The sequence below is a fragment of the uncultured Flavobacterium sp. genome (assembly GCF_951805225.1).
Lineage (GTDB): Bacteria > Bacteroidota > Bacteroidia > Flavobacteriales > Flavobacteriaceae > Flavobacterium.
This window is the reverse complement of the sequence record NZ_OX638201.1, coordinates 3,525,933-3,543,623: the sequence shown is the minus strand read 5'-3', so window position 1 is coordinate 3,543,623 and position 17,691 is coordinate 3,525,933. Positions and strand designations below refer to the sequence as shown.

The 17,691-nt window shown below is 32.9% G+C and carries 18 protein-coding genes and 1 riboswitch; of the genes, 5 read left to right on the top strand and 13 right to left on the bottom strand.

Going from position 1 to position 17,691, the window contains the following annotated elements:
• Positions 1 to 62: 62 nt before the first annotated feature.
• On the bottom strand, positions 63 to 224 hold the full coding sequence (gene rpmH, locus WN975_RS14455; RefSeq protein WP_008464848.1) for a 50S ribosomal protein L34: 162 nt from the start codon (positions 222 to 224) through the stop codon (positions 63 to 65).
• A gap of 167 nt (positions 225 to 391) precedes the next feature.
• Here rpmH and WN975_RS14450 point away from each other — a divergent pair, with 167 nt between their 5' ends.
• A complete protein-coding gene (locus WN975_RS14450; RefSeq protein ID WP_337967147.1) occupies positions 392 to 907 on the top strand; it encodes a DUF2892 domain-containing protein in 516 nt (171 codons plus the stop codon).
• 696 nt (positions 908 to 1,603) lie between these two features.
• On the opposite strand, the gene WN975_RS14445 is transcribed toward WN975_RS14450, so the two are convergent.
• Positions 1,604 to 2,263, bottom strand: coding sequence for an alpha/beta hydrolase (locus WN975_RS14445; RefSeq protein WP_099709308.1), 660 nt, complete (start codon positions 2,261 to 2,263; stop codon positions 1,604 to 1,606).
• 287 nt (positions 2,264 to 2,550) lie between these two features.
• Between WN975_RS14445 and WN975_RS14440 the strand changes: the two genes are divergently transcribed.
• Positions 2,551 to 2,862 carry an N-acetyltransferase gene (locus WN975_RS14440; RefSeq protein WP_337967146.1) on the top strand — a complete coding sequence of 104 codons (312 nt, stop codon included), beginning with the start codon at positions 2,551 to 2,553 and terminating at the stop codon, positions 2,860 to 2,862.
• Here WN975_RS14440 and WN975_RS14435 read toward each other — a convergent pair.
• From WN975_RS14435 to WN975_RS14390, 10 genes are all read right to left on the bottom strand, one after another.
• On the bottom strand, positions 2,859 to 4,289 hold the full coding sequence (locus tag WN975_RS14435; RefSeq protein ID WP_337967145.1) for an anion permease: 1,431 nt from the start codon (positions 4,287 to 4,289) through the stop codon (positions 2,859 to 2,861). The genes WN975_RS14440 and WN975_RS14435 overlap by 4 nt on opposite strands.
• Positions 4,290 to 4,310: 21 nt before the next feature.
• A complete protein-coding gene (locus tag WN975_RS14430) occupies positions 4,311 to 5,471 on the bottom strand; it encodes a porin (protein WP_337967144.1) in 1,161 nt (386 codons plus the stop codon).
• Positions 5,472 to 6,125: 654 nt separating this feature from the next.
• The gene (locus WN975_RS14425; RefSeq protein WP_337967143.1) at positions 6,126 to 7,160 is read right to left on the bottom strand and encodes a hypothetical protein; all 1,035 of its coding nucleotides are present in this window, start codon (positions 7,158 to 7,160) and stop codon (positions 6,126 to 6,128) included.
• A gap of 4 nt (positions 7,161 to 7,164) precedes the next feature.
• Positions 7,165 to 9,018: a TonB-dependent receptor gene (locus tag WN975_RS14420; RefSeq protein WP_337967142.1), complete on the bottom strand. Its 1,854-nt coding sequence runs from the start codon at positions 9,016 to 9,018 to the stop codon at positions 7,165 to 7,167.
• 26 nt (positions 9,019 to 9,044) lie between these two features.
• Positions 9,045 to 9,248: riboswitch (cobalamin riboswitch) on the bottom strand.
• A 67-nt stretch (positions 9,249 to 9,315) separates the two neighbouring features.
• A complete protein-coding gene (gene cobC / locus WN975_RS14415) occupies positions 9,316 to 9,852 on the bottom strand; it encodes an alpha-ribazole phosphatase (protein WP_337967141.1) in 537 nt (178 codons plus the stop codon).
• Positions 9,837 to 10,628 carry an adenosylcobinamide-GDP ribazoletransferase gene (locus WN975_RS14410; RefSeq protein WP_337967140.1) on the bottom strand — a complete coding sequence of 264 codons (792 nt, stop codon included), beginning with the start codon at positions 10,626 to 10,628 and terminating at the stop codon, positions 9,837 to 9,839. Before WN975_RS14410 ends, cobC begins: the two co-directional genes overlap by 16 nt.
• A gap of 55 nt (positions 10,629 to 10,683) precedes the next feature.
• On the bottom strand, positions 10,684 to 12,363 hold the full coding sequence (gene cobT / locus WN975_RS14405; protein ID WP_337967139.1) for a nicotinate-nucleotide--dimethylbenzimidazole phosphoribosyltransferase: 1,680 nt from the start codon (positions 12,361 to 12,363) through the stop codon (positions 10,684 to 10,686).
• A gap of 120 nt (positions 12,364 to 12,483) precedes the next feature.
• On the bottom strand, positions 12,484 to 12,990 hold the full coding sequence (gene cobU, locus WN975_RS14400; RefSeq protein ID WP_337967138.1) for a bifunctional adenosylcobinamide kinase/adenosylcobinamide-phosphate guanylyltransferase: 507 nt from the start codon (positions 12,988 to 12,990) through the stop codon (positions 12,484 to 12,486).
• A gap of 24 nt (positions 12,991 to 13,014) precedes the next feature.
• Positions 13,015 to 13,401 (bottom strand): four helix bundle protein, encoded by a 387-nt coding sequence (locus tag WN975_RS14395; RefSeq protein WP_337967137.1) that lies wholly within the window; start codon positions 13,399 to 13,401, stop codon positions 13,015 to 13,017.
• A gap of 38 nt (positions 13,402 to 13,439) precedes the next feature.
• On the bottom strand, positions 13,440 to 13,802 hold the full coding sequence (locus tag WN975_RS14390; RefSeq protein ID WP_337967136.1) for a DUF5522 domain-containing protein: 363 nt from the start codon (positions 13,800 to 13,802) through the stop codon (positions 13,440 to 13,442).
• A gap of 178 nt (positions 13,803 to 13,980) precedes the next feature.
• On the opposite strand from WN975_RS14390, the gene WN975_RS14385 reads away from it, so the two are divergent.
• From WN975_RS14385 to WN975_RS14375, 3 genes are all read left to right on the top strand, one after another.
• Positions 13,981 to 15,123 (top strand): ABC transporter substrate-binding protein, encoded by a 1,143-nt coding sequence (locus tag WN975_RS14385; protein ID WP_337967135.1) that lies wholly within the window; start codon positions 13,981 to 13,983, stop codon positions 15,121 to 15,123.
• A gap of 6 nt (positions 15,124 to 15,129) precedes the next feature.
• Entirely contained in the window at positions 15,130 to 16,158 is a 1,029-nt protein-coding gene (locus tag WN975_RS14380; protein ID WP_337967134.1) for an iron ABC transporter permease, read from the top strand.
• A gap of 115 nt (positions 16,159 to 16,273) precedes the next feature.
• Entirely contained in the window at positions 16,274 to 17,050 is a 777-nt protein-coding gene (locus tag WN975_RS14375; protein ID WP_337967133.1) for an ABC transporter ATP-binding protein, read from the top strand.
• Between the two features lie 160 nt (positions 17,051 to 17,210).
• Here the strand turns inward: WN975_RS14375 and WN975_RS14370 are convergent, their stop codons facing one another.
• Positions 17,211 to 17,669 carry a tRNA (cytidine(34)-2'-O)-methyltransferase gene (locus WN975_RS14370; RefSeq protein ID WP_337967132.1) on the bottom strand — a complete coding sequence of 153 codons (459 nt, stop codon included), beginning with the start codon at positions 17,667 to 17,669 and terminating at the stop codon, positions 17,211 to 17,213.
• Positions 17,670 to 17,691: the final 22 nt, after the last annotated feature.

Genomic DNA, 17,691 nt, shown 5'->3' with positions numbered 1-17,691 from the left:
GACAAGGTATAAAAAAAGGCGATACTAAAAAAGTAATCGCCTTATGTATGTTTATACAAACATTATTTTTTGTGTCTAGGCTCGCTAGAAACAGTTAATTTATGTCTTCCTTTTGCTCTTCTACGCGCTAGAACTTTTCTTCCATTCGCAGAAGCCATTCTGTCCATAAATCCGTGCTTATTTCTTCTTTTTCTTTTCGATGGTTGAAATGTTCTTTTGCTCATTGCTTTGTATCTTTAAAATGGTGTCTAATATCTCTTTTCTGTTTTTTGAATATCGTTACTCAAAAACCGAGTGCAAATATACAAAGACTTTTTTTTCTGGCAAGTACTTTAATAAAAATATTTTTAATTCATTTTACTATATTTGCAATCACAAATATACATCTATTATGTTTCATAAAAATATTAAACTTATTTTGGCCGGACTTCTTGTAGTTGCTGGCGTTTGGCAATTTACCGAAAGTAATATCGGGAATGGTATTTTCCTTTTATTGCTTACTGCAATTCCAATATTTCTTTACTTTAAAAACGAATTTATCCTTTTAGCTTTCCTTAAATTAAGAAAACAAGACTTTGAAGGCGCTAAAAAATGGCTCGCATATATCAAAAATCCCGAAGCTGCTTTAGTACGCAAACAACAAGGATATTTTAATTACCTACACGGAATTATGGTATCTCAGACTAATATCAACCAAGCCGAGAAATATTTTAAGAAAGCAATCGAACTTGGATTGTCTATGGATATGGATTTGGCAGTAGCAAAATTAAACCTTGCCGGAGTTGCAATGTCACGCCGAAGAAAACTTGAAGCGACTAATTTATTAAACGAAGCTAAAAAATTAGACAAACAAGGAATGCTAAAAGAGCAAATCACAATGATGAAAGAACAAATGAAGAAAATCTAAACTTCTTTAAATTACAATATTTCAAAATCCCATTCGCCGCGGCGAATGGGATTTTTTTTATACGTTTAAATTTATTCTCGCCAATCTTTGTCAAAGTTTTAAACTTTGACAAAGATTACTAGATCCTAAACAATTGGAATTTGGGATTTTAAAATTTAAGATTTAATAAAAATTTGGAGCTATTTCCTGCTATCCACTTGTATCTTTTATGGCGAACCCCGCCACAAAAGGATACCGCTTCTATCAGGGCTAGGGCTTTAGGTTTCAAAAGTTGATTTTCGTTTTATTTATCATTTCAAAGAATAAGAAATCAAACGAGTTAATCGACAAAGATTACACAACGAAACCCGACAGGTTTTTAAAACCTGTCGGGTTTACTATGCGTAACTATCTTTATCAAAGTTCAAAACTTTGACAAAGATTACTAACTGTAAAATATTAGAATTTTTAATATTAGAATTTGGAGCTATTTCCTGCTATCCACTTGTATCTTTTCATCCGCAAAAAAAGCGGATAAAAAGGATACCGCTTCTATCAGGGCTAGGGCTTTAGGTTTCAAAAGTTGATTTTCGTTTTTATTTATCATTTCAAAGAATAAGAAATCAAACGAGTTAATCGGCAAAGATTACAAAACGAAACCCGACAGGTTTTTAAAACCTGTCGGGTTTGCTATGCGCAGAAACCTGAAACAAACAATTACTCTTCCAATATAATAGAAGGCAAATTCTCGTTCAGCCATTTATATTTATTCAGAATCATAATATGAGTTCCGCCTTTTACGACAATACAGCTGTTGATATACTTTATAGGAAAAACATCATCCTGATCGCCGTGAATATGAATAACATCTGGATTGATTTCATTTCGATCCCATAAAATAACATTTTCGACTGCCCATTGTAAATAGTTCAGATCGCGAACCGCCAGGAATTTTTCGTATAATTTAATACGTTTATTGACTTTTTCACCAAAAGAATATTTTGCAAGATTTTCGATATTCAAAATTAACTTCATCGGAATCAGCTTGTAGGCTTTAGTAGTTTTTCCGATTTTCATTCTTCTTGGGAATTCTGCATTACTTCTAACGCTTGAAATAATAATAACTTTTCGTGCCTGAATATGCTTTGCAATTTCCTGAACCAAAATTCCTCCAAACGAAACTCCAATTAAAACCGGATTTTCGTGTTTTATATTTTTAGATATTCTTAATGCATAATCAGACAAAGATTCCTTTGGTTGTGGAATTTCCCATTCTAACATACAGGTCTCAAAAACAGATTCGTCTAATTTGATTCTTTCAAAAATTGCCGGACTAGCAGCCAGACCGGGCATAAAGTATACAGGGATTTTACTCATTTGGCAGAATAAGAATTATGGTTACAGATTTAATTTCAAGCTAAAATTACTTTTTTTAGTAATATGCACAGCAAATCTTACACCACATTTATTCATCAAACCCAATAAAATTTCAACCATAGAAAGGTTAAGGCAATATTACACCTTTAAAAAATAATTTTATATTGAAAATCAAATGATTACCTTTGTAGTTATAATAATCATTATTTAAATCTCTTTCCAGGATTTTTATGTAATGTACTTATCGTTCTTTTCTATTATTTTTAATCCAATCTCCCCAAAAAAACATGACTAATATGGAACCTATTGAAACTATGGAAATCAAAGACAACACTTTTGCAAGACAATTTGAAACCATAGTCCCTGAAGGATTACTTTCTATTGAATATTCTTTTCAGGAAAAGAAAATTTTCTTAACCAAGATCAACTCTCCGGAAGGCTTTGACAATCAAACGATAATTGATACTTTACTTAAAAACATCATGGAAATTGTCATTGAGAAGAAATTTAAATTAATGCCTATTCATCCTAGAATTGTATTGTTTATTAAAAAGAATCCAGAATACAAAGAATTACTTCCTCCCGGAATCAGAATTTAAAAATCACCAATTAATCGGAGCCACAATCCTCCTATAACCATATAGATCAAGAGCATTGTCAATCCAGTTATTAATCCTTTGACCCACCAGCTTTTCAGGTCGACGTATCCGCTTCCGAAGAAAACAGGTGCAGGCCCGTGTCCATAATGCGTTAAAGTTCCGTAAATTGAACCCACAAACCCAAGCATAAAAGCCAATAGTAATCCAGGAACTCCAAGAGAAACTCCAACTCCTAATAACGCTGCATACATTGCTGCTACGTGAGCCGTGGCACTTGCAAAAAGATAATGACTGAAAAAGTATACTAATACAATAATAGGAAAAGCCATTTGCCAGCTTAATCCGCCAATTTCAGCTTTTATCAAACCGCTAAACCAACTAATAAATCCAAGTTCATTGAGTGAACTCGCCATCATTACTAATACCGAAAACCAAACGATAGTATCCCAAGCACCTTTTTCGGCTTTGACATCATCCCAAGTTAAAACAGATGTTAGAAGTAATATAACCAAACCAATAAATGCGGTTGTAGTTGCGTCAATAGAAAACAAATCGCCCGTCATCCAAAGGAATAATAAGATGAAGAAAGTCAATAACATCATCCATTCGTCACGTGTTATTGGTCCCATTTCTTTAAGTTTCTGAGCTGCAATCTGAGGCGCATCACCAGTTTTCTTTAGTTCTGGCGGATAAATTTTATACAATACAAGTGGAATTACAAAAAACGCAACCAAACCTGGAACTATAGCTGCTGTTGCCCAGGAAATCCAACTAATTTTTATGCCTAAATTAAGGGCAAATTTTTGACACATTGGATTACTTGCTGTTCCGGTTAAAAACATAGATGAAGCAATTAAATTAGCATTATAACTGCTTAAAGTAAGATAAGAACCTAGTTTTCGATGTGTTTCGGGCTGATCCGGCATTGAGCCAAAACTCATTGACATAGATTTCATAATAGGATAAATAATTCCTCCGCCTCGTGCTGTATTACTTGGTACAGCTGGAGCTAAAACTAAATCTGCTAAACCTAAACCATATGCCAATCCAAGTGAGCTTTTTCCAAATATTCTAATAAATAAGAAAGCGATTCTGTTTCCTAAACCTGTTTTTATAAAACCTCTGGCGATGAAAAATGAGATTCCAATAAGCCAGATTACTTTATCTCCAAACCCTTTTAAAGCGAGCGTGATTGATTTTCCAGCTTCACCCGGCGCTAATACTTGCGAGAAAGCGGTAAGAGCAATTGCGATCATACACATTGTTCCCATTGGTGCAGCTTTCAAAATAATTCCTAAAATTGTAGCGACAAAAATGGCAAACAAATGCCACGCTTCAATTACTACACCATCTGGCGCCGGAATAAACCAAATTGCTACTCCAACAGCAAGCGTAATTAAGGTTTGAGGAATTTTTACTTCTTTCATAACAATAAGAATTAGATTAAATTATAGTCTGCACTGAAACTGAATTATAAACAGGTTGTCATTATACATTGACGTATCAGGAATGTTTTTATCAAAACGATCGATTTCTAAGCCCAATTCGATTCGGCCGGTATAAGCTTTACCAAATTCAAGACTGATCATTGGTGTGTAGGTTTGTCTAACATTAGAATCGATTTTATAACTTGGATCAAATCGTTCATATCGACAAGATAATTCTAATGAAGTTAGTTTTTTATAATCAACTAAATATCTCAAATTAGGCAGAAAATAAATTCCTCGCATTTGATAATCTGAGACATTTGGAGTTCGTGATTCAACCGGTAAAGAATAATATAAATTATGATTGGTTCCTTGTTTATATTCTATTTGTAAATCGAAAGTAAACTTGTCATTTAATTTAAAATCGCTGGTAATATCAGCGCCTAAAGCAAAAACATTTTTCTTGAAGACTTTTCCGGAACCTCCATTCAGTCCTAAATTAATTTTGTGCAATTTTGATAATGTAAAAACCAGTCGTGTAGAATATTGTTTTCCGTTATCCTTATCCATTTCCTGATCTTTTCCGTTTCCGTTTAACATAGAAATAGCGTAATTAAAAGGAATGTTTCCAAGATCAAAAGCTCCAGTTGCAGAAGCTCCAATTTGAAAACTGGTCCAACCGTTTTTTCCAAACTCATAATATTGATTCGAGAAATCAAATGATTTGATAATATCTACCGGAACTAATTCTTCAATACCAAAAGCTGGTCGGAATTGTCCTCCTGTAACTGCAAAATATTTACTAAAAGTGTATTTGGCGTAAGCATTCTCTAAAACTTTTCCTTTTGGATCAGATTTAAAATCAGCAAGATTTACTAAAATTACAACTTCTGTAGCCTCACTTAATTTTGTATTTACACCAACACGCATTCTTTTAATATCAAACGTACTTTGAACAACATCGCCTGTAGAATGATGAACTCCCATAACATCAACGGCATCTTCTAATGCTTGCAGATAGCGCGCCTGAAATAATCCTTTAAATTGAAATTGTGGATATTTAACAGTAGTTTCCGGTGGTGTTTCCGGTGCCGGAGCAAGAACAGCAGGTGTCTGAGCATTTGCAAAAAATGGCATTATAAAGAGAATAAAAACAATTCTTACTAGTAAAATTTTGCTCATAACTTGATAAATAAAAAATTAGGCCAACATTAGCATTTCTAATCTCATCTTAAAATTACGATTTGTGGCTTTTAGCGCAGCAGAGTTATTTTGCTGCCATTGTCAGATTAAATTTTGAATGGTTAGAAAACCGATTTAAAGACTTCTTTAATTATTGAAAAAAAATAAAACCAGATTTCTTAAATTACTAACAGTATCACAGAAAATAAAGATACACGATTCGTATTAATAAATAGTTAATTCAAAATTACGATTACTAAGATATAAAAAAACCAACAAAGTTGTATATAATGGCGGTAATTTGTGTAACATTCTGTTTTTTAAGTGGATAATACTGTAAAAGTTTTAATTCGGTTATATTTGTTACCCTTTTTTAAAACAAAAAATATAAGAGTTGTATTCTTAAATTTGTAGAAAGGAGCTTTTTATCCCAAACTTTTATTTTGTGTTATCTTACAAAATTTGATTTTGTTTTATTCTGTCTTTTATTGCTTTATACTTTAAAAAGAAAAGCGTTCTTAAAGAAGCATAATTCCAAAAAATCTAAAATAAGTTGATTTTATGCCAACTTATTTCAGGACGAGACATAAAAAAAGGCTTTCATTTCTGAAAGCCCTTTTTTGGTAAAAATCCAAAAACTAATTCTAAAAAATATTAATCGTTAAAGTAGAAACCGTTACTTCCTATACCGGTAGCTAATTCTTTTTGTAATACACCTGTTAAATTATAAATGTAAGCTGAACCATCTGCTGAAAAGCTTCCTTGCGCAACATAAATACGATTGTTTTTAACTGCAAATCCGTATATGTAAGTTGCCGCAGAAGTTAAAATTGGTGTTGTTGATGCAGCAGTAGCATTAGTGTTTATGCTATAAACAGCGCTTCCTACAGTGTAGTAAATTTTACTGTCTTCAAGATCCATAAATCCAGCACCATCTAAGCTTTCAGGAAAAGCAATTTTAGTAAATGTTTTGTCAGCTATTTTTACTTTTACAAGTTCGCTGCTATTTCCATAACCACCTTTTAAGATGTAAAGAACTCCATTTTCTTCTTCGATACAATCAGCGTTAAGACCAATTTGAACAGGAGTATCTAATTTTTTTGTAGCAATATCAACAACCAATAATTTATCGTTGTAAGAATCTGTGATGTACAGTTTTCCGTCTTTCAAAACTACTCTGTTAGCAGTTGAATTCAAGTCGATTTTTGACTCATAAGTATTCGTTGCAAGATTAATTACGGCAACATAATCATCTGTATTTCCTGTTGCTGCATTCTCGTATGAATACGTATTTGCATTTGTAACATACGCTTTACCGTCTTTTACAACTCCGTATCTTGGATTTTTTAACCCAGTTTCGATTTTAGTAATTAATTTAAAAGTATACCGGTTAACTACAGTAATATTGTTAGCTCCACCTGAAATAATATAAGCGTTGTCACCACTGAAAAATATATTTTGAGCAAATTTCCCAAGTAAATCACCTCCATTTACAGTAGAATAAACGTCTTTAGTAAAAGAAGTTAAATCATCACTTGAGAATGAAACAGTAGCTTGTTTAGTTCCTTCATTCAAGATAAAAAAACCATTGTCATAAACTCCCTTTGGAGCATTATCATTATCATCATTCGAGCACGAAACGAATAGCGAAACGCTAAGTGCTATTAAAAATAATTTACTAAACTTCATTATATTAAAATTTTAGGGTTAAATACATATTAAAATTGCGACCTGGCTGAGGTCTGTATTCCAAACTTTCATACTCTTTATTAAAAAGATTTAATACTTGAAAACCAAGTTTGAAAGTGTCAAGAAATTTAAAATCATAATCAATTCCGATATTCGAAACATTATAATCATTTATTATATCTTTCGGGTCATTATTTTCTGTTGTATAAACAAAACCATTAAACATAAATTGATAATAAGCTGAAATTCTATTTCTGGAATAAGAAACAGATCCGGTAACTTTATTTAACGGAACATAGAAAAGCTGCTTTTTGGTTTCGTCATTTTTTGAAGCCGTATAAGCATAAGTTGCATTTGCAGCGAAGATGTTTTTACCAAACTGTTTTTTCCAGCTTAATAATGTTTCAGCACCATAACTATTTACTTTATCTGTATTTTGTGGAGACCAAATACCGTTGCTTCCCGGAATCCATTGCAATAAATCTTTTATTTTCATGTAATAAAAGGTTTGAGTCAATGATATGTTTTTGAAAGTGAAAACATTACCAATTTCTGCCTGATAAGAACTTTCAGGTTTTAAATTTGGATTTCCGCCTTGTTCCCAATACAAATCATTAAAAGTCGGGATTCTGAAATTTCGGGATAAATTCAATTTCAGATTGTACAATTCATTAAATTGATACGAAGATCCTAAAGAGAATAGAAGAGGAGATTGATAATTGTCTGTAAACTCTTTTCGAATTCCGAATTCATTTTTCCAATCTGTCGAAATATCTTGTTTTACCAATAAAGCTGCCGAACTAATTTCTCTAACGTGATCTCCAAAACCAGTTCCGTAACCTTTAGTTCTGTTGTAATCCAGAACTCCGTTTATTTGTGTTGATTTCGAAATTTTATAACCTAAATCTGCTTTTGTGATAAAGCTTTCTGTTTTTCCATAAGTGAAAAAATTAACCGCATTATCAGGATAATATTGATAGTTTTCGAATATATATGCCGCTTTTAGATTAGTGGTAAATTTTCCATAATCACCGTCATATTCTAATAAGTTTCGGTTAAAACCATTTACATATCTGGTTTTAGTTTCCGTTTCAGATATTAAAGAAGTATTTCTGTCAGTATTAGAAGTTTGAGTGTATAATTTCAAACTATTTTTTGCATCAAATTTGTAACCAACATTTGCGCTCATAGTTATTACATCATACTGACCGTTTTGATTCCAGCGTTGTTCGCCTTTCCAGTTGTATTTATGGATGTATTTGTAATCATTTGTCGAACTGTTTTTTGAAAAGCCAATTTGTGCGCTCCATTTTTTATTCGAAATATTAGTTTTAAAATTGATTCCAATAGTATTGAAACTTCCGTAATCAAGTTTTAAATTAGTCTCAAACCGACTATAAAATGCCAAATCGTTGTTTAAATGTACAGTTCCTCCAACAGCTCCACTTCCGTAAAGTACACTTCCTCCACCAGCTTTTACGCTTATCGAATTATAATCAGAACCAGAAATAGTATTGAAATCAGTACTTCCGTTCATCTGAGAATTGATATTAATTCCGTTCCAGATTACCGCCGTTTGTGATGCTGTAGTTCCTCTAAAAGAGACTGTAGAAAGCATTCCACGCCCGTATTCTTTAAAATAAATAGTAGAATTAAAGTTTAAAAGATCCGTCAATAAAGCCTCATTTTTATTAATGACAGAATCATTAAGCTTTAAAACCGATTGTGAATTGGAGTATTTTTTAAGATTTGCGTCAGAAACTACAACTTCTTTCAATTTGGTAATAGAGTCGTTCTGCGCCGAAATAATTTGGCACAACAGGAATAAACAAAAAGCAAACCGTTTTTCTAAAGTCATAATTTCTAAACTCTTTTTCCCGAGAGCTCGATATTCGTTACAAAGGCAGGTCTCCTGGCTTGCGTCTTGTTGTTTACCTTCCCATTCGCCGGGGCGAGCAGTGGTTTTGTAGTTACAACAAGCATTCTTTTCAGAACAAAGCTTACAGTTGCGGGTACAGCTCAAGAATTTTTACTTGATTCCCTTTTAATGTGTTAAAAATGAACACAACCTTAATTTCGTGCAAAGATAAAGTTAAAATTATCGAATTTTCAAATTTGTTTCACTTTTTAAAACAAATTCTAAACAAAATGGCATTTAAAGTACTATTTTTATTACTTGACCAAATTCTACCTTGTTGTTGAAAGCATCTTTTAGTGGCAATGAAGTTTGATGACATAAAATGCTTCGTATAACGCCGGCATGCGCTACAATAATAATAGGATTTGTTATTTTTTTTGAAACCAGATCAGATAGAAAATTTTCAACTCTTTGATGTAATTCAATAAAAGATTCTCCGTTTGAAACCTTAATATTGACAAAATCTTCCATCCATGGATTAAGTTCTTCTTGTGGAATATTATCCCAGTTTTTCAATTCCCAATCGCCAAAATTCATTTCCATTAAACGTTCTTCTTTTTCAAAAGAAATAGTTTTGATATTCTTCTCAATATATTCAGCCAGAATAACACAGCGTTTTAAAGGACTTGAAAAAATAATAGCTTCTGAAGGTAATTGCGAAAGAATATTTTCGAAAACTAAATCAAAAGGTTCTGCCAAATCTACATCAGATTGTCCGTAGCAAATGCCTTTTTCGCAAACAGTTTCAGTGTGACGAACTAGATAAATTTCCATAGCAATAGAATACTTAAATAATAAACAACTTCACAAACCTGTTGTGTTGCACCAAGGCAATCTCCGGTATAACCATCAATCCATTTCTGGAAATAACGGGCTAAAAAATAACGCATTATAAAAACCGGAATTAAAGCCAGAAGAAATTTATATTGTAAATAGGAGAAAACCAACAAAGGAAGTAATCCGAAGAAAAATGATCCTGAAATTTCTTTCCAAGTATGTTTTTTAGCAATAGGCTTGCTTTTGCTCGAAGCATCATCACGAGAATATTCATGCGTGAAAATAATTGAAATTGCCGCCAAACGACTCAAAGCGTGAGCAGAAATAAATAAAAGGAAAATAAGAAGATAAGAGTTTTCACCATTGAAAAGCAAAATAGATTCTGAAAGCAATTTGAATTTCAGTAGAAAAAGTAAAACTAAACCAATTGCTCCATAAGCACCAATAGCGCTGTCTTTCATAATCATTAGGATTTTTTCTTTGGTCCAGCCTCCGCCAAAACCATCACAAACATCAGCAAATCCGTCTTCATGAAAAGCTCCTGTTGTTAATATCGAAGCAATAATAGCTAAGATTACAGCAGTTTCGACAGATAAAAAAAGTGAAAAAAGATAGAAGGTTAAAAAAGAAATACTTCCTACAATCCAACCAATGAAAGGGAAATATCGGGTTGCTTTATTCAAATAATCAGGATTATGATCAATGTTTTTTGGACATGGAATTCTGGTGTAAAACATTAAACAGGTAAAGAAGATATGTAGTTCTTTTTTCATTTAAGAAATTGATTTTTTAATTGACATTGAAATTTGCCATTGATATTGTATTTTTCTATTTCCTACTAACTCCAGCACTTTCAAAACTTGCCATTTCATTCAAAAAAGCTTCAGCCGATTTTAAAATTGGGAAAGCAACAGCACAACCCGTTCCTTCGCCAAGACGCAAATCGAGGTTTAGAATAGGTTTTGCATTTAAATAACTTAATAGTTTTTGATGTGCTTTTTCAGCAGAACAATGACAGAAAATAGCATTTTTATGAATATCAGGATTTATTTTTGAAGCGATTAAAAAAGCCACACTACAAATAAAACCATCTACCAAAATAAGCATTTTGTTTTCAAATGCGGTTAACATTCCGCTTGCCATTTGAAGAATTTCGAAACCACCAAAATAAGCCAATTGCTGTTTTAATTCGGCTTGACCGGAATAATTTTCAATAGCTTTTTTAAGTAAATCTTGCTTCTGAAGTAATTTTTCGTCTTCAACACCAGTTCCTTTTCCTACGCATTCTTCGATAGAAAAACCAGTTAACAGACTCATTAAAACAGAAGCTGTAGAAGTATTTCCAATTCCCATTTCGCCAAAACCAATGCAGTTCGAACCTGTTTTTGCAATATTCGTAACGATTGATTTTCCTTTTTCGAAACACAATTGCAGTTCGGTTTCACTCATTGCGGGAATATGCAAAAAGGACTGAGTTCCTTTAGCAATTTTAGCAGAAATCAGATTAGCATTTGTTGGAAAATCATAATTAACGCCGGCATCTACAATCGACAATTGAATGTTATTCTGATTGCAAAACACATTTATAGCGGCGCCACCATCCAGAAAATTACCAACCATTTGACGTGTCACATCTTGTGGATATGCACTTACGCCATGATTTGCAATACCGTGATCAGCGGCAAAAACGACAATATTAGGGTTTGTTATTTTTGGATTTAAAGTTTCAAAAACCGTTGCCATTTGAAAAGCTAACGTTTCCAGAGTTCCCAAAGCGCCAATAGGTTTCGTTTTAGAATCTATTTTGTCTTGTAAAAGAGTGCTGAAATCATTTTTGCTTTCAACCTGAATTTGAGTTTTTGATTCAAAATTTAAAACAGGATTCTGAATGATGTTTTTAATTTCTTTACAATCCGGAGCTTCAGATTTTTGTTTCCAATGCAATTGTTGCAACATCGGCTGATTATCGTAATTAGTTGCCGGTTTTCCAATACAGAAATAACCCAAAGGCTCAATATTATCAGGTAAATCAAGAATCTTTTTAAACTGATAATAATTCAAAATCGAAACCCAACCCATTCCATAACCTTGTTCTGTAAGCGAAAGCCAAATATTTTGTGCCGCACAAACAGAGCTAAATTTCACTGCTTCATTACTTCCAACGGTTCCAATTGTAAACTGATTTAAAACAGATCGATCATAAGCAATGATAAGTCCAATTGGAGCTTCTTCGATTGCCTCAAGTTTCAACGATTTATAATGTTCTTTTTGTTCCGGATTATCGGTAAGTTCTTCTGCTTTTTTATTGTAGTCTAAAAATAGATTTTTTACAGCATTTTTGACTTCGGTAGATTTTATAATATAATATCTTGTAGCATCCGTTAACCCAACTGAAGGCGCCCAATGTCCAGCCTGTAAAGCCTTTTGGATTACTTCGTCAGGAACTTCATCCGTCGTAAAATGTCGCGTATCACGTCGGGATTTTAAGATATCATCTAAATAGCTCATAATTTTCAATATCAATTACAAAGTTCAATATCAATTTAAAAAATCAATATTTAAGATTATGTAAAGGTAAAGTATAGCTTTGAAATTTGGTCCCGAAGTTTCGGGATAAAATTTGGAATTTTATTTAATTTTTACCGGAATTCCAGAAATCATCAACACAACTTCATCAGCATTTGATGCAAGAAACTGATTCATCCAGCCTTGTAATTCTGTGAATTTTCTGCCAATATGAGTTTCAGCATGAACACCCATTCCAATTTCATTTGTCACAATAATCAAAGTTGCATTTTCCTGAGCAGCAATCGATAGAAACTCTTTTTTTGCTTCTTCCAAACTTAAAGTAACATCATTTTTATGATCGATAAAAAAGTTCGTCAACCAAAGTGTTACACAATCAATCAAAGCGACTTTTCCGCTAAAATCAATTTCGCTTAGATGTTTTTCCTTCTCAATATTCGTCCAGCGTTCATCGCGTTCTTGCTGATGTCTGTCAATTCGATTCTGAAAATCTGCATCCCATTTTCTGGCCGTTGCCACATATATTGGCGCGTTTGAAAGTTGCAATGCTAAGTTTTGAGCATAACTGCTTTTTCCTGATCGCTCGCCTCCAGTAATTAAGTAAATCATTTTTTAATTATTAATTGTAAATTGTTAGTTGTTAATTTTAAGTAGAGGCTGTTTAGAAATGAGTTGACTTTTAGTAGTTTTGATGATACTGGTTATTAATTTTAATATTGAAATTGCATCATTATTAATATTCTCAAACTCTTTTTTGCTTAAGTAATCAGTTGCGTTTAATAATTCAAGCCAATAAACAGATTCGTTAGCTTCCTTCTGAGCAATTGCAAATTTATGAATAAAGTCATTTTTACTTTCGGCATGTTCTGCTTCTCGCACCATTGCCCCAATACTTGTTCCCGATCTTAAGAGCTGTTTTGAAAGTATAAATTCTTTTTTCTCAATAGACAGATATTGATACAGTTTAACTATTCGAATAGCAAAATCAAAACTTTTATCTTTAATAACGTTATTCTTCACAATTAATAATTTATAATTAACAATTTACAATCAACAATTTAATAAGGGCAATGACGACAATCGTTTCCGCAGCAAGTTCCTCTTTTTAAGTGAAACCAGGTTTTAAAAACGTAATTGCCATTTTCAATATAATAGTCAATTCCTTCGATTAGTTTTTCTTGTTTGGGTAAAGATATCGCTTTATTTTTAAGCGCTTTTTGGGGAGTCATTGTTTCTACATACGCATCAATTTTGTCTTCGCAAGCTTCTTTAAAGCATTTTGGACAAAGGCAATCTCCTCCTTCTGAAAGATTGAAAATTGGAGGAAAGTCATTACACCAACACTTGTTTTCGGCTGATGTATCTCCACAACTAAAAGAAGAATCACAACTCGAGCAAACTTTTGTTTTTGTGGCATTCATATAATTAAGATGGTATTTTTTGGGTTTTGTAAGAATAAAGGTAAACAAAAAAAATAGAAATTACCTTACCTTTGTCACTATCGAAAACTTAAATTATGAAATTGTAAAGATCCAAATTACATGCCATAATAGGGAAAAAACGATACCAAATTCCATTAAAAAACAATAGAACCTATATATGAGACATTTACTTCCTAAATTTATTTTTATTTTACCTTTTTTTCTTCTTGTAGCATGTAAAAAAAATGAGACAACGGAGATTGCAAAACCTGAAATTGCAAAAAATAGTATCGAATATGCTTCCGGACTTTCAATCGTAAAGCATGATGGATACTCGGTTGTAACGGTTTCTGATCCTTGGCCAAATGCCAATGCAAAATTCACTTATGTCTTAAAAGAGAAAGACGCAAAAGTTCCGGATAGTTTACAAAAATATAGCACAATTAAAATTCCTTTAGAATCAATTGTAGTAACATCAACTACGAGTATTCCATTTCTTGAAATGTTGGAAGTCGAAAATAAACTGGTTGCATTTCCGCATACCGATTATATTTCTTCAGAAAAAACAAGAGCATTAATTGACAAAGGTTCTGTTAAAAATGTAGGCGAAAACGAGAAATTAAACATTGAGCAATTAATCGAATTATCTCCGGATTTGATTGTAACTTTTGGCGTAGACAATAACAATCCAACATTAGAAAATTTGAAAAAAAGCGGGCTAAATGTTTTCGTTCAAGCTGATTGGATGGAACAATCTCCACTAGGAAAAGCAGAATGGATTAAGCTTTACGGAGCTTTGTTTGGTAAAGAAGATCAAGCTAAAGAATTGTTTGATAAAATTGTTTTGAGTTACGATCAGGCAAAGAAATTAGTTGCTGATAAACCTGCGACTTCAACTGTTTTATACGGTTCTATGTATCAGGATATCTGGTATGTAGCCAAAGGAAATAGTTGGGTAGCTCAGTTTATGAAAGATGCTCACGCAAATTATTTATGGGCAGATTTAAAAGGAACCGGAAGTGAAGGTTTGTCTTTTGAAAAAATATTGGTAAAAGCAAAAAGCGCTAACTTCTGGATTGCTTCAGGAACGTTTAAAAGCTTAGAAGAATTTGGAAAAACGAATCCGCATTACAGTCAGTTTGATGCTTTTAAAAACAAAAACGTTTATACTTTTGAAGGGAAAGTAGGAGCAACTGGCGGAACTGTTTACTATGAGTTAGCACCAAGTCGCCCGGATTTAGTATTAAAAGATTACATCAAAATATTTCATCCTGATTTATTGCCAAGTTATGAGTTTACATTTGCATCTAAATTAAACTAAAAGCAATTGGTCAATAAAAAGCGAAATATAATCCTGTTTTCCGTACTTGGTTTAGCACTTCTGTTTATGTTTTTTCTGGACATTAGTCTGGGTTCGGTTACGATTCCGTTCAAGGAAGTTTATACTAGTTTAACAGGCGGCGAAGCAAGTAAATCGACCTGGGAATATATAATAATTAATTATCGTTTGCCTAAAGCGATTACGGCTGTTTTGGTTGGCGTTGGGTTGTCTATAAGTGGTTTGTTGATGCAGACATTATTTCGAAATCCTCTCGCAGGTCCAGATGTTTTAGGATTGAGTTCAGGAGCAATTTTGGCAGTAGCAATTGTAATTTTGGGTGCCGGTTTATTGCCAGTATTTTTAAATTCAATTTTATTATCTCCATATGTAATCGTATTGGCTTCGACATTAGGAAGTATTTCGGTTTTATTGCTGGTTTTATTAGTTGCGCAGCGTTTACGAAATACAATGGCAATATTAATTGTAGGACTTATGTTTGGAAGTTTTACAAGTGCCATTGTTGGAGTTTTAACCTATTTTAGTTCGGCTGAACAATTGCAGAAATTCACTTTTTGGTCTTTAGGAAGTTTGGGAAATCTGTCATGGACTTCTATTTCTATTTTGACAATTTGTGTGAGTTTTGGTTTACTTTTGAGTGCAAGTAGTATAAAGCCATTAAATGCATTACTTTTAGGCGAAAATTATGCAAAAAGTATGGGTTTGAATTATAAAAAAGCCCGACTTACGATCATTTTTGCAACCAGTATTTTGGCCGGAAGTATTACTGCTTTTGCCGGACCAATAGCATTTATAGGTTTAGCAGTTCCGCATATTGCAAAGCTGACTTTTCAAACCAGTAATCACGCAATATTATATTGGAGCACATTTTTTTACGGAGGTATAATTATGCTGTTTTGTGATATGGCATCGCAATTACCAGGATTAGAAACCACATTGCCAATCAATGCAATTACTTCTATAATTGGCGCGCCGGTTGTAGTTTATTTGCTAATGCGAAAAAGAAATTTTCAGTAAAATATAGGCCACAGATTATACGGATTAAACGGATTGTCGCAGATTTTAAATCATTTTAATCTAAAGAAAAAAACTTAGCAACTTAGTATCTCAGAATCTTAGTACCTTAAAAAAAATGAAAACTATCTTATCAACTTCAAATTTAAGTATTGGCTATAAGTCCAAGAAAGAAACTGTGATTATTGCTCAGGATTTAAATTTGAATCTAAGTTCTGGAAAACTCGTTTCTTTAATTGGAGCAAACGGAATTGGGAAATCTACTTTGCTGAGAACAATCACAGGAATTCAACATCCATTGGCGGGAAATGTTTTTCTGAATGATAAAAATATAAGTGATTATAAACCTTTAGATCTAGCGCAAAATTTAAGTTTGGTTTTAACCGAAAAATTGCCACCAAGTAATTTATCTGTTTTTGAATTAGTAGCGCTCGGACGCCAGCCATATACAAATTGGATTGGTACTTTGACCCAAATCGATATCGAGAAAGTTCAAGAAGCTTTAGAATTAACTCAAATCGAACATTTAGCTCAAAAAAGACATTTCGAAATTAGTGACGGACAATTGCAAAAGGTTTTGATTGCAAGAGCTTTGGCACAAGATACGCCGTTAATTATTCTGGATGAACCTACAACACATCTTGATTTATTGCATAAAGTATCACTTTTTAAATTGCTGAAAAAGCTAACGCAAGAAACTCAAAAGTGTATTTTATTCTCGACACATGATATTGATTTGGCGATACAATTAAGTGACGAAATGATTATTATGACACCGGACTTAGTCGTTCAGGACGAACCTTGTTACTTAATTTCAAAAGGAAGTTTCGCTACTTTATTCAAAGACGAACATATTATTTTTGATGCCGAAAAAGGGAAATTTGTAATTACTTAGAACTTTTTTCAGGAGCTAATCCTGCTGTACACTATATCTTTTGTGGCGAACCCCGCCACAAAAGGATGCCGTTCCCATCAGGGCTAGATATTTAGTTTTCATAAGAACCTTAGAAGAAATCAGCTTTACAATTCAACTCAACATTTAAACAAATAAACGATTAAACTTTTTTCAATCCAATTTGTCTCTTTGCTTCACCAACCACAAAAGCGACAGAATTAGCGATATTAAAGCTTCTGATTAATTTTGACATCGGAATCGTTAAATGATTTTCAAAACGCGCTAAAACTTCTTTGCTTAAGCCAACACTTTCTTTGCCGTAAACCAACCAATCTCCGTCTTGAAAATCGGTTTCAAGATAAGATTTCTCTGCGTGAGAACTCATTAAGAAAACACGTGATTGATCCGGAATTTGTGCAATCCATTCTTCAATGTTTTGATATTCGGTTACGTCAAGATGTACCCAATAATCCAATCCCGAACGTTTTAGGTTTTTATCATTAATCACAAATCCGAAAGGATGAATCAAGTGTAATCTACTTTCTGTACCTACACATAATCTTCCAATATTTCCCGTGTTATTAGGTATTTCAGGTTCTACAAGAACTACGTTTAGCATTATCGTTAATTTGTTTATTCGG

Excerpts from the sequence above, each read along its gene's own strand:
- rpmH (WP_008464848.1), bottom strand. The coding sequence starts at position 224 with ATGAGCAAAAGAACATTTCAACCATCGAAAAGAAAAAGAAGAAATAAG.
- WN975_RS14450 (WP_337967147.1), top strand. The coding sequence starts at position 392 with ATGTTTCATAAAAATATTAAACTTATTTTGGCCGGACTTCTTGTAGTT.
- WN975_RS14445 (WP_099709308.1), bottom strand. The coding sequence starts at position 2,263 with ATGAGTAAAATCCCTGTATACTTTATGCCCGGTCTGGCTGCTAGTCCG.
- WN975_RS14440 (WP_337967146.1), top strand. The coding sequence starts at position 2,551 with ATGACTAATATGGAACCTATTGAAACTATGGAAATCAAAGACAACACT.
- WN975_RS14435 (WP_337967145.1), bottom strand. The coding sequence starts at position 4,289 with ATGAAAGAAGTAAAAATTCCTCAAACCTTAATTACGCTTGCTGTTGGA.
- WN975_RS14430 (WP_337967144.1), bottom strand. The coding sequence starts at position 5,471 with ATGAGCAAAATTTTACTAGTAAGAATTGTTTTTATTCTCTTTATAATG.
- WN975_RS14425 (WP_337967143.1), bottom strand. The coding sequence starts at position 7,160 with ATGAAGTTTAGTAAATTATTTTTAATAGCACTTAGCGTTTCGCTATTC.
- WN975_RS14420 (WP_337967142.1), bottom strand. The coding sequence starts at position 9,018 with ATGACTTTAGAAAAACGGTTTGCTTTTTGTTTATTCCTGTTGTGCCAA.
- cobC (WP_337967141.1), bottom strand. The coding sequence starts at position 9,852 with ATGGAAATTTATCTAGTTCGTCACACTGAAACTGTTTGCGAAAAAGGC.
- WN975_RS14410 (WP_337967140.1), bottom strand. The coding sequence starts at position 10,628 with ATGAAAAAAGAACTACATATCTTCTTTACCTGTTTAATGTTTTACACC.
- cobT (WP_337967139.1), bottom strand. The coding sequence starts at position 12,363 with ATGAGCTATTTAGATGATATCTTAAAATCCCGACGTGATACGCGACAT.
- cobU (WP_337967138.1), bottom strand. The coding sequence starts at position 12,990 with ATGATTTACTTAATTACTGGAGGCGAGCGATCAGGAAAAAGCAGTTAT.
- WN975_RS14390 (WP_337967136.1), bottom strand. The coding sequence starts at position 13,802 with ATGAATGCCACAAAAACAAAAGTTTGCTCGAGTTGTGATTCTTCTTTT.
- WN975_RS14385 (WP_337967135.1), top strand. The coding sequence starts at position 13,981 with ATGAGACATTTACTTCCTAAATTTATTTTTATTTTACCTTTTTTTCTT.
- WN975_RS14375 (WP_337967133.1), top strand. The coding sequence starts at position 16,274 with ATGAAAACTATCTTATCAACTTCAAATTTAAGTATTGGCTATAAGTCC.
- WN975_RS14370 (WP_337967132.1), bottom strand. The coding sequence starts at position 17,669 with ATGCTAAACGTAGTTCTTGTAGAACCTGAAATACCTAATAACACGGGA.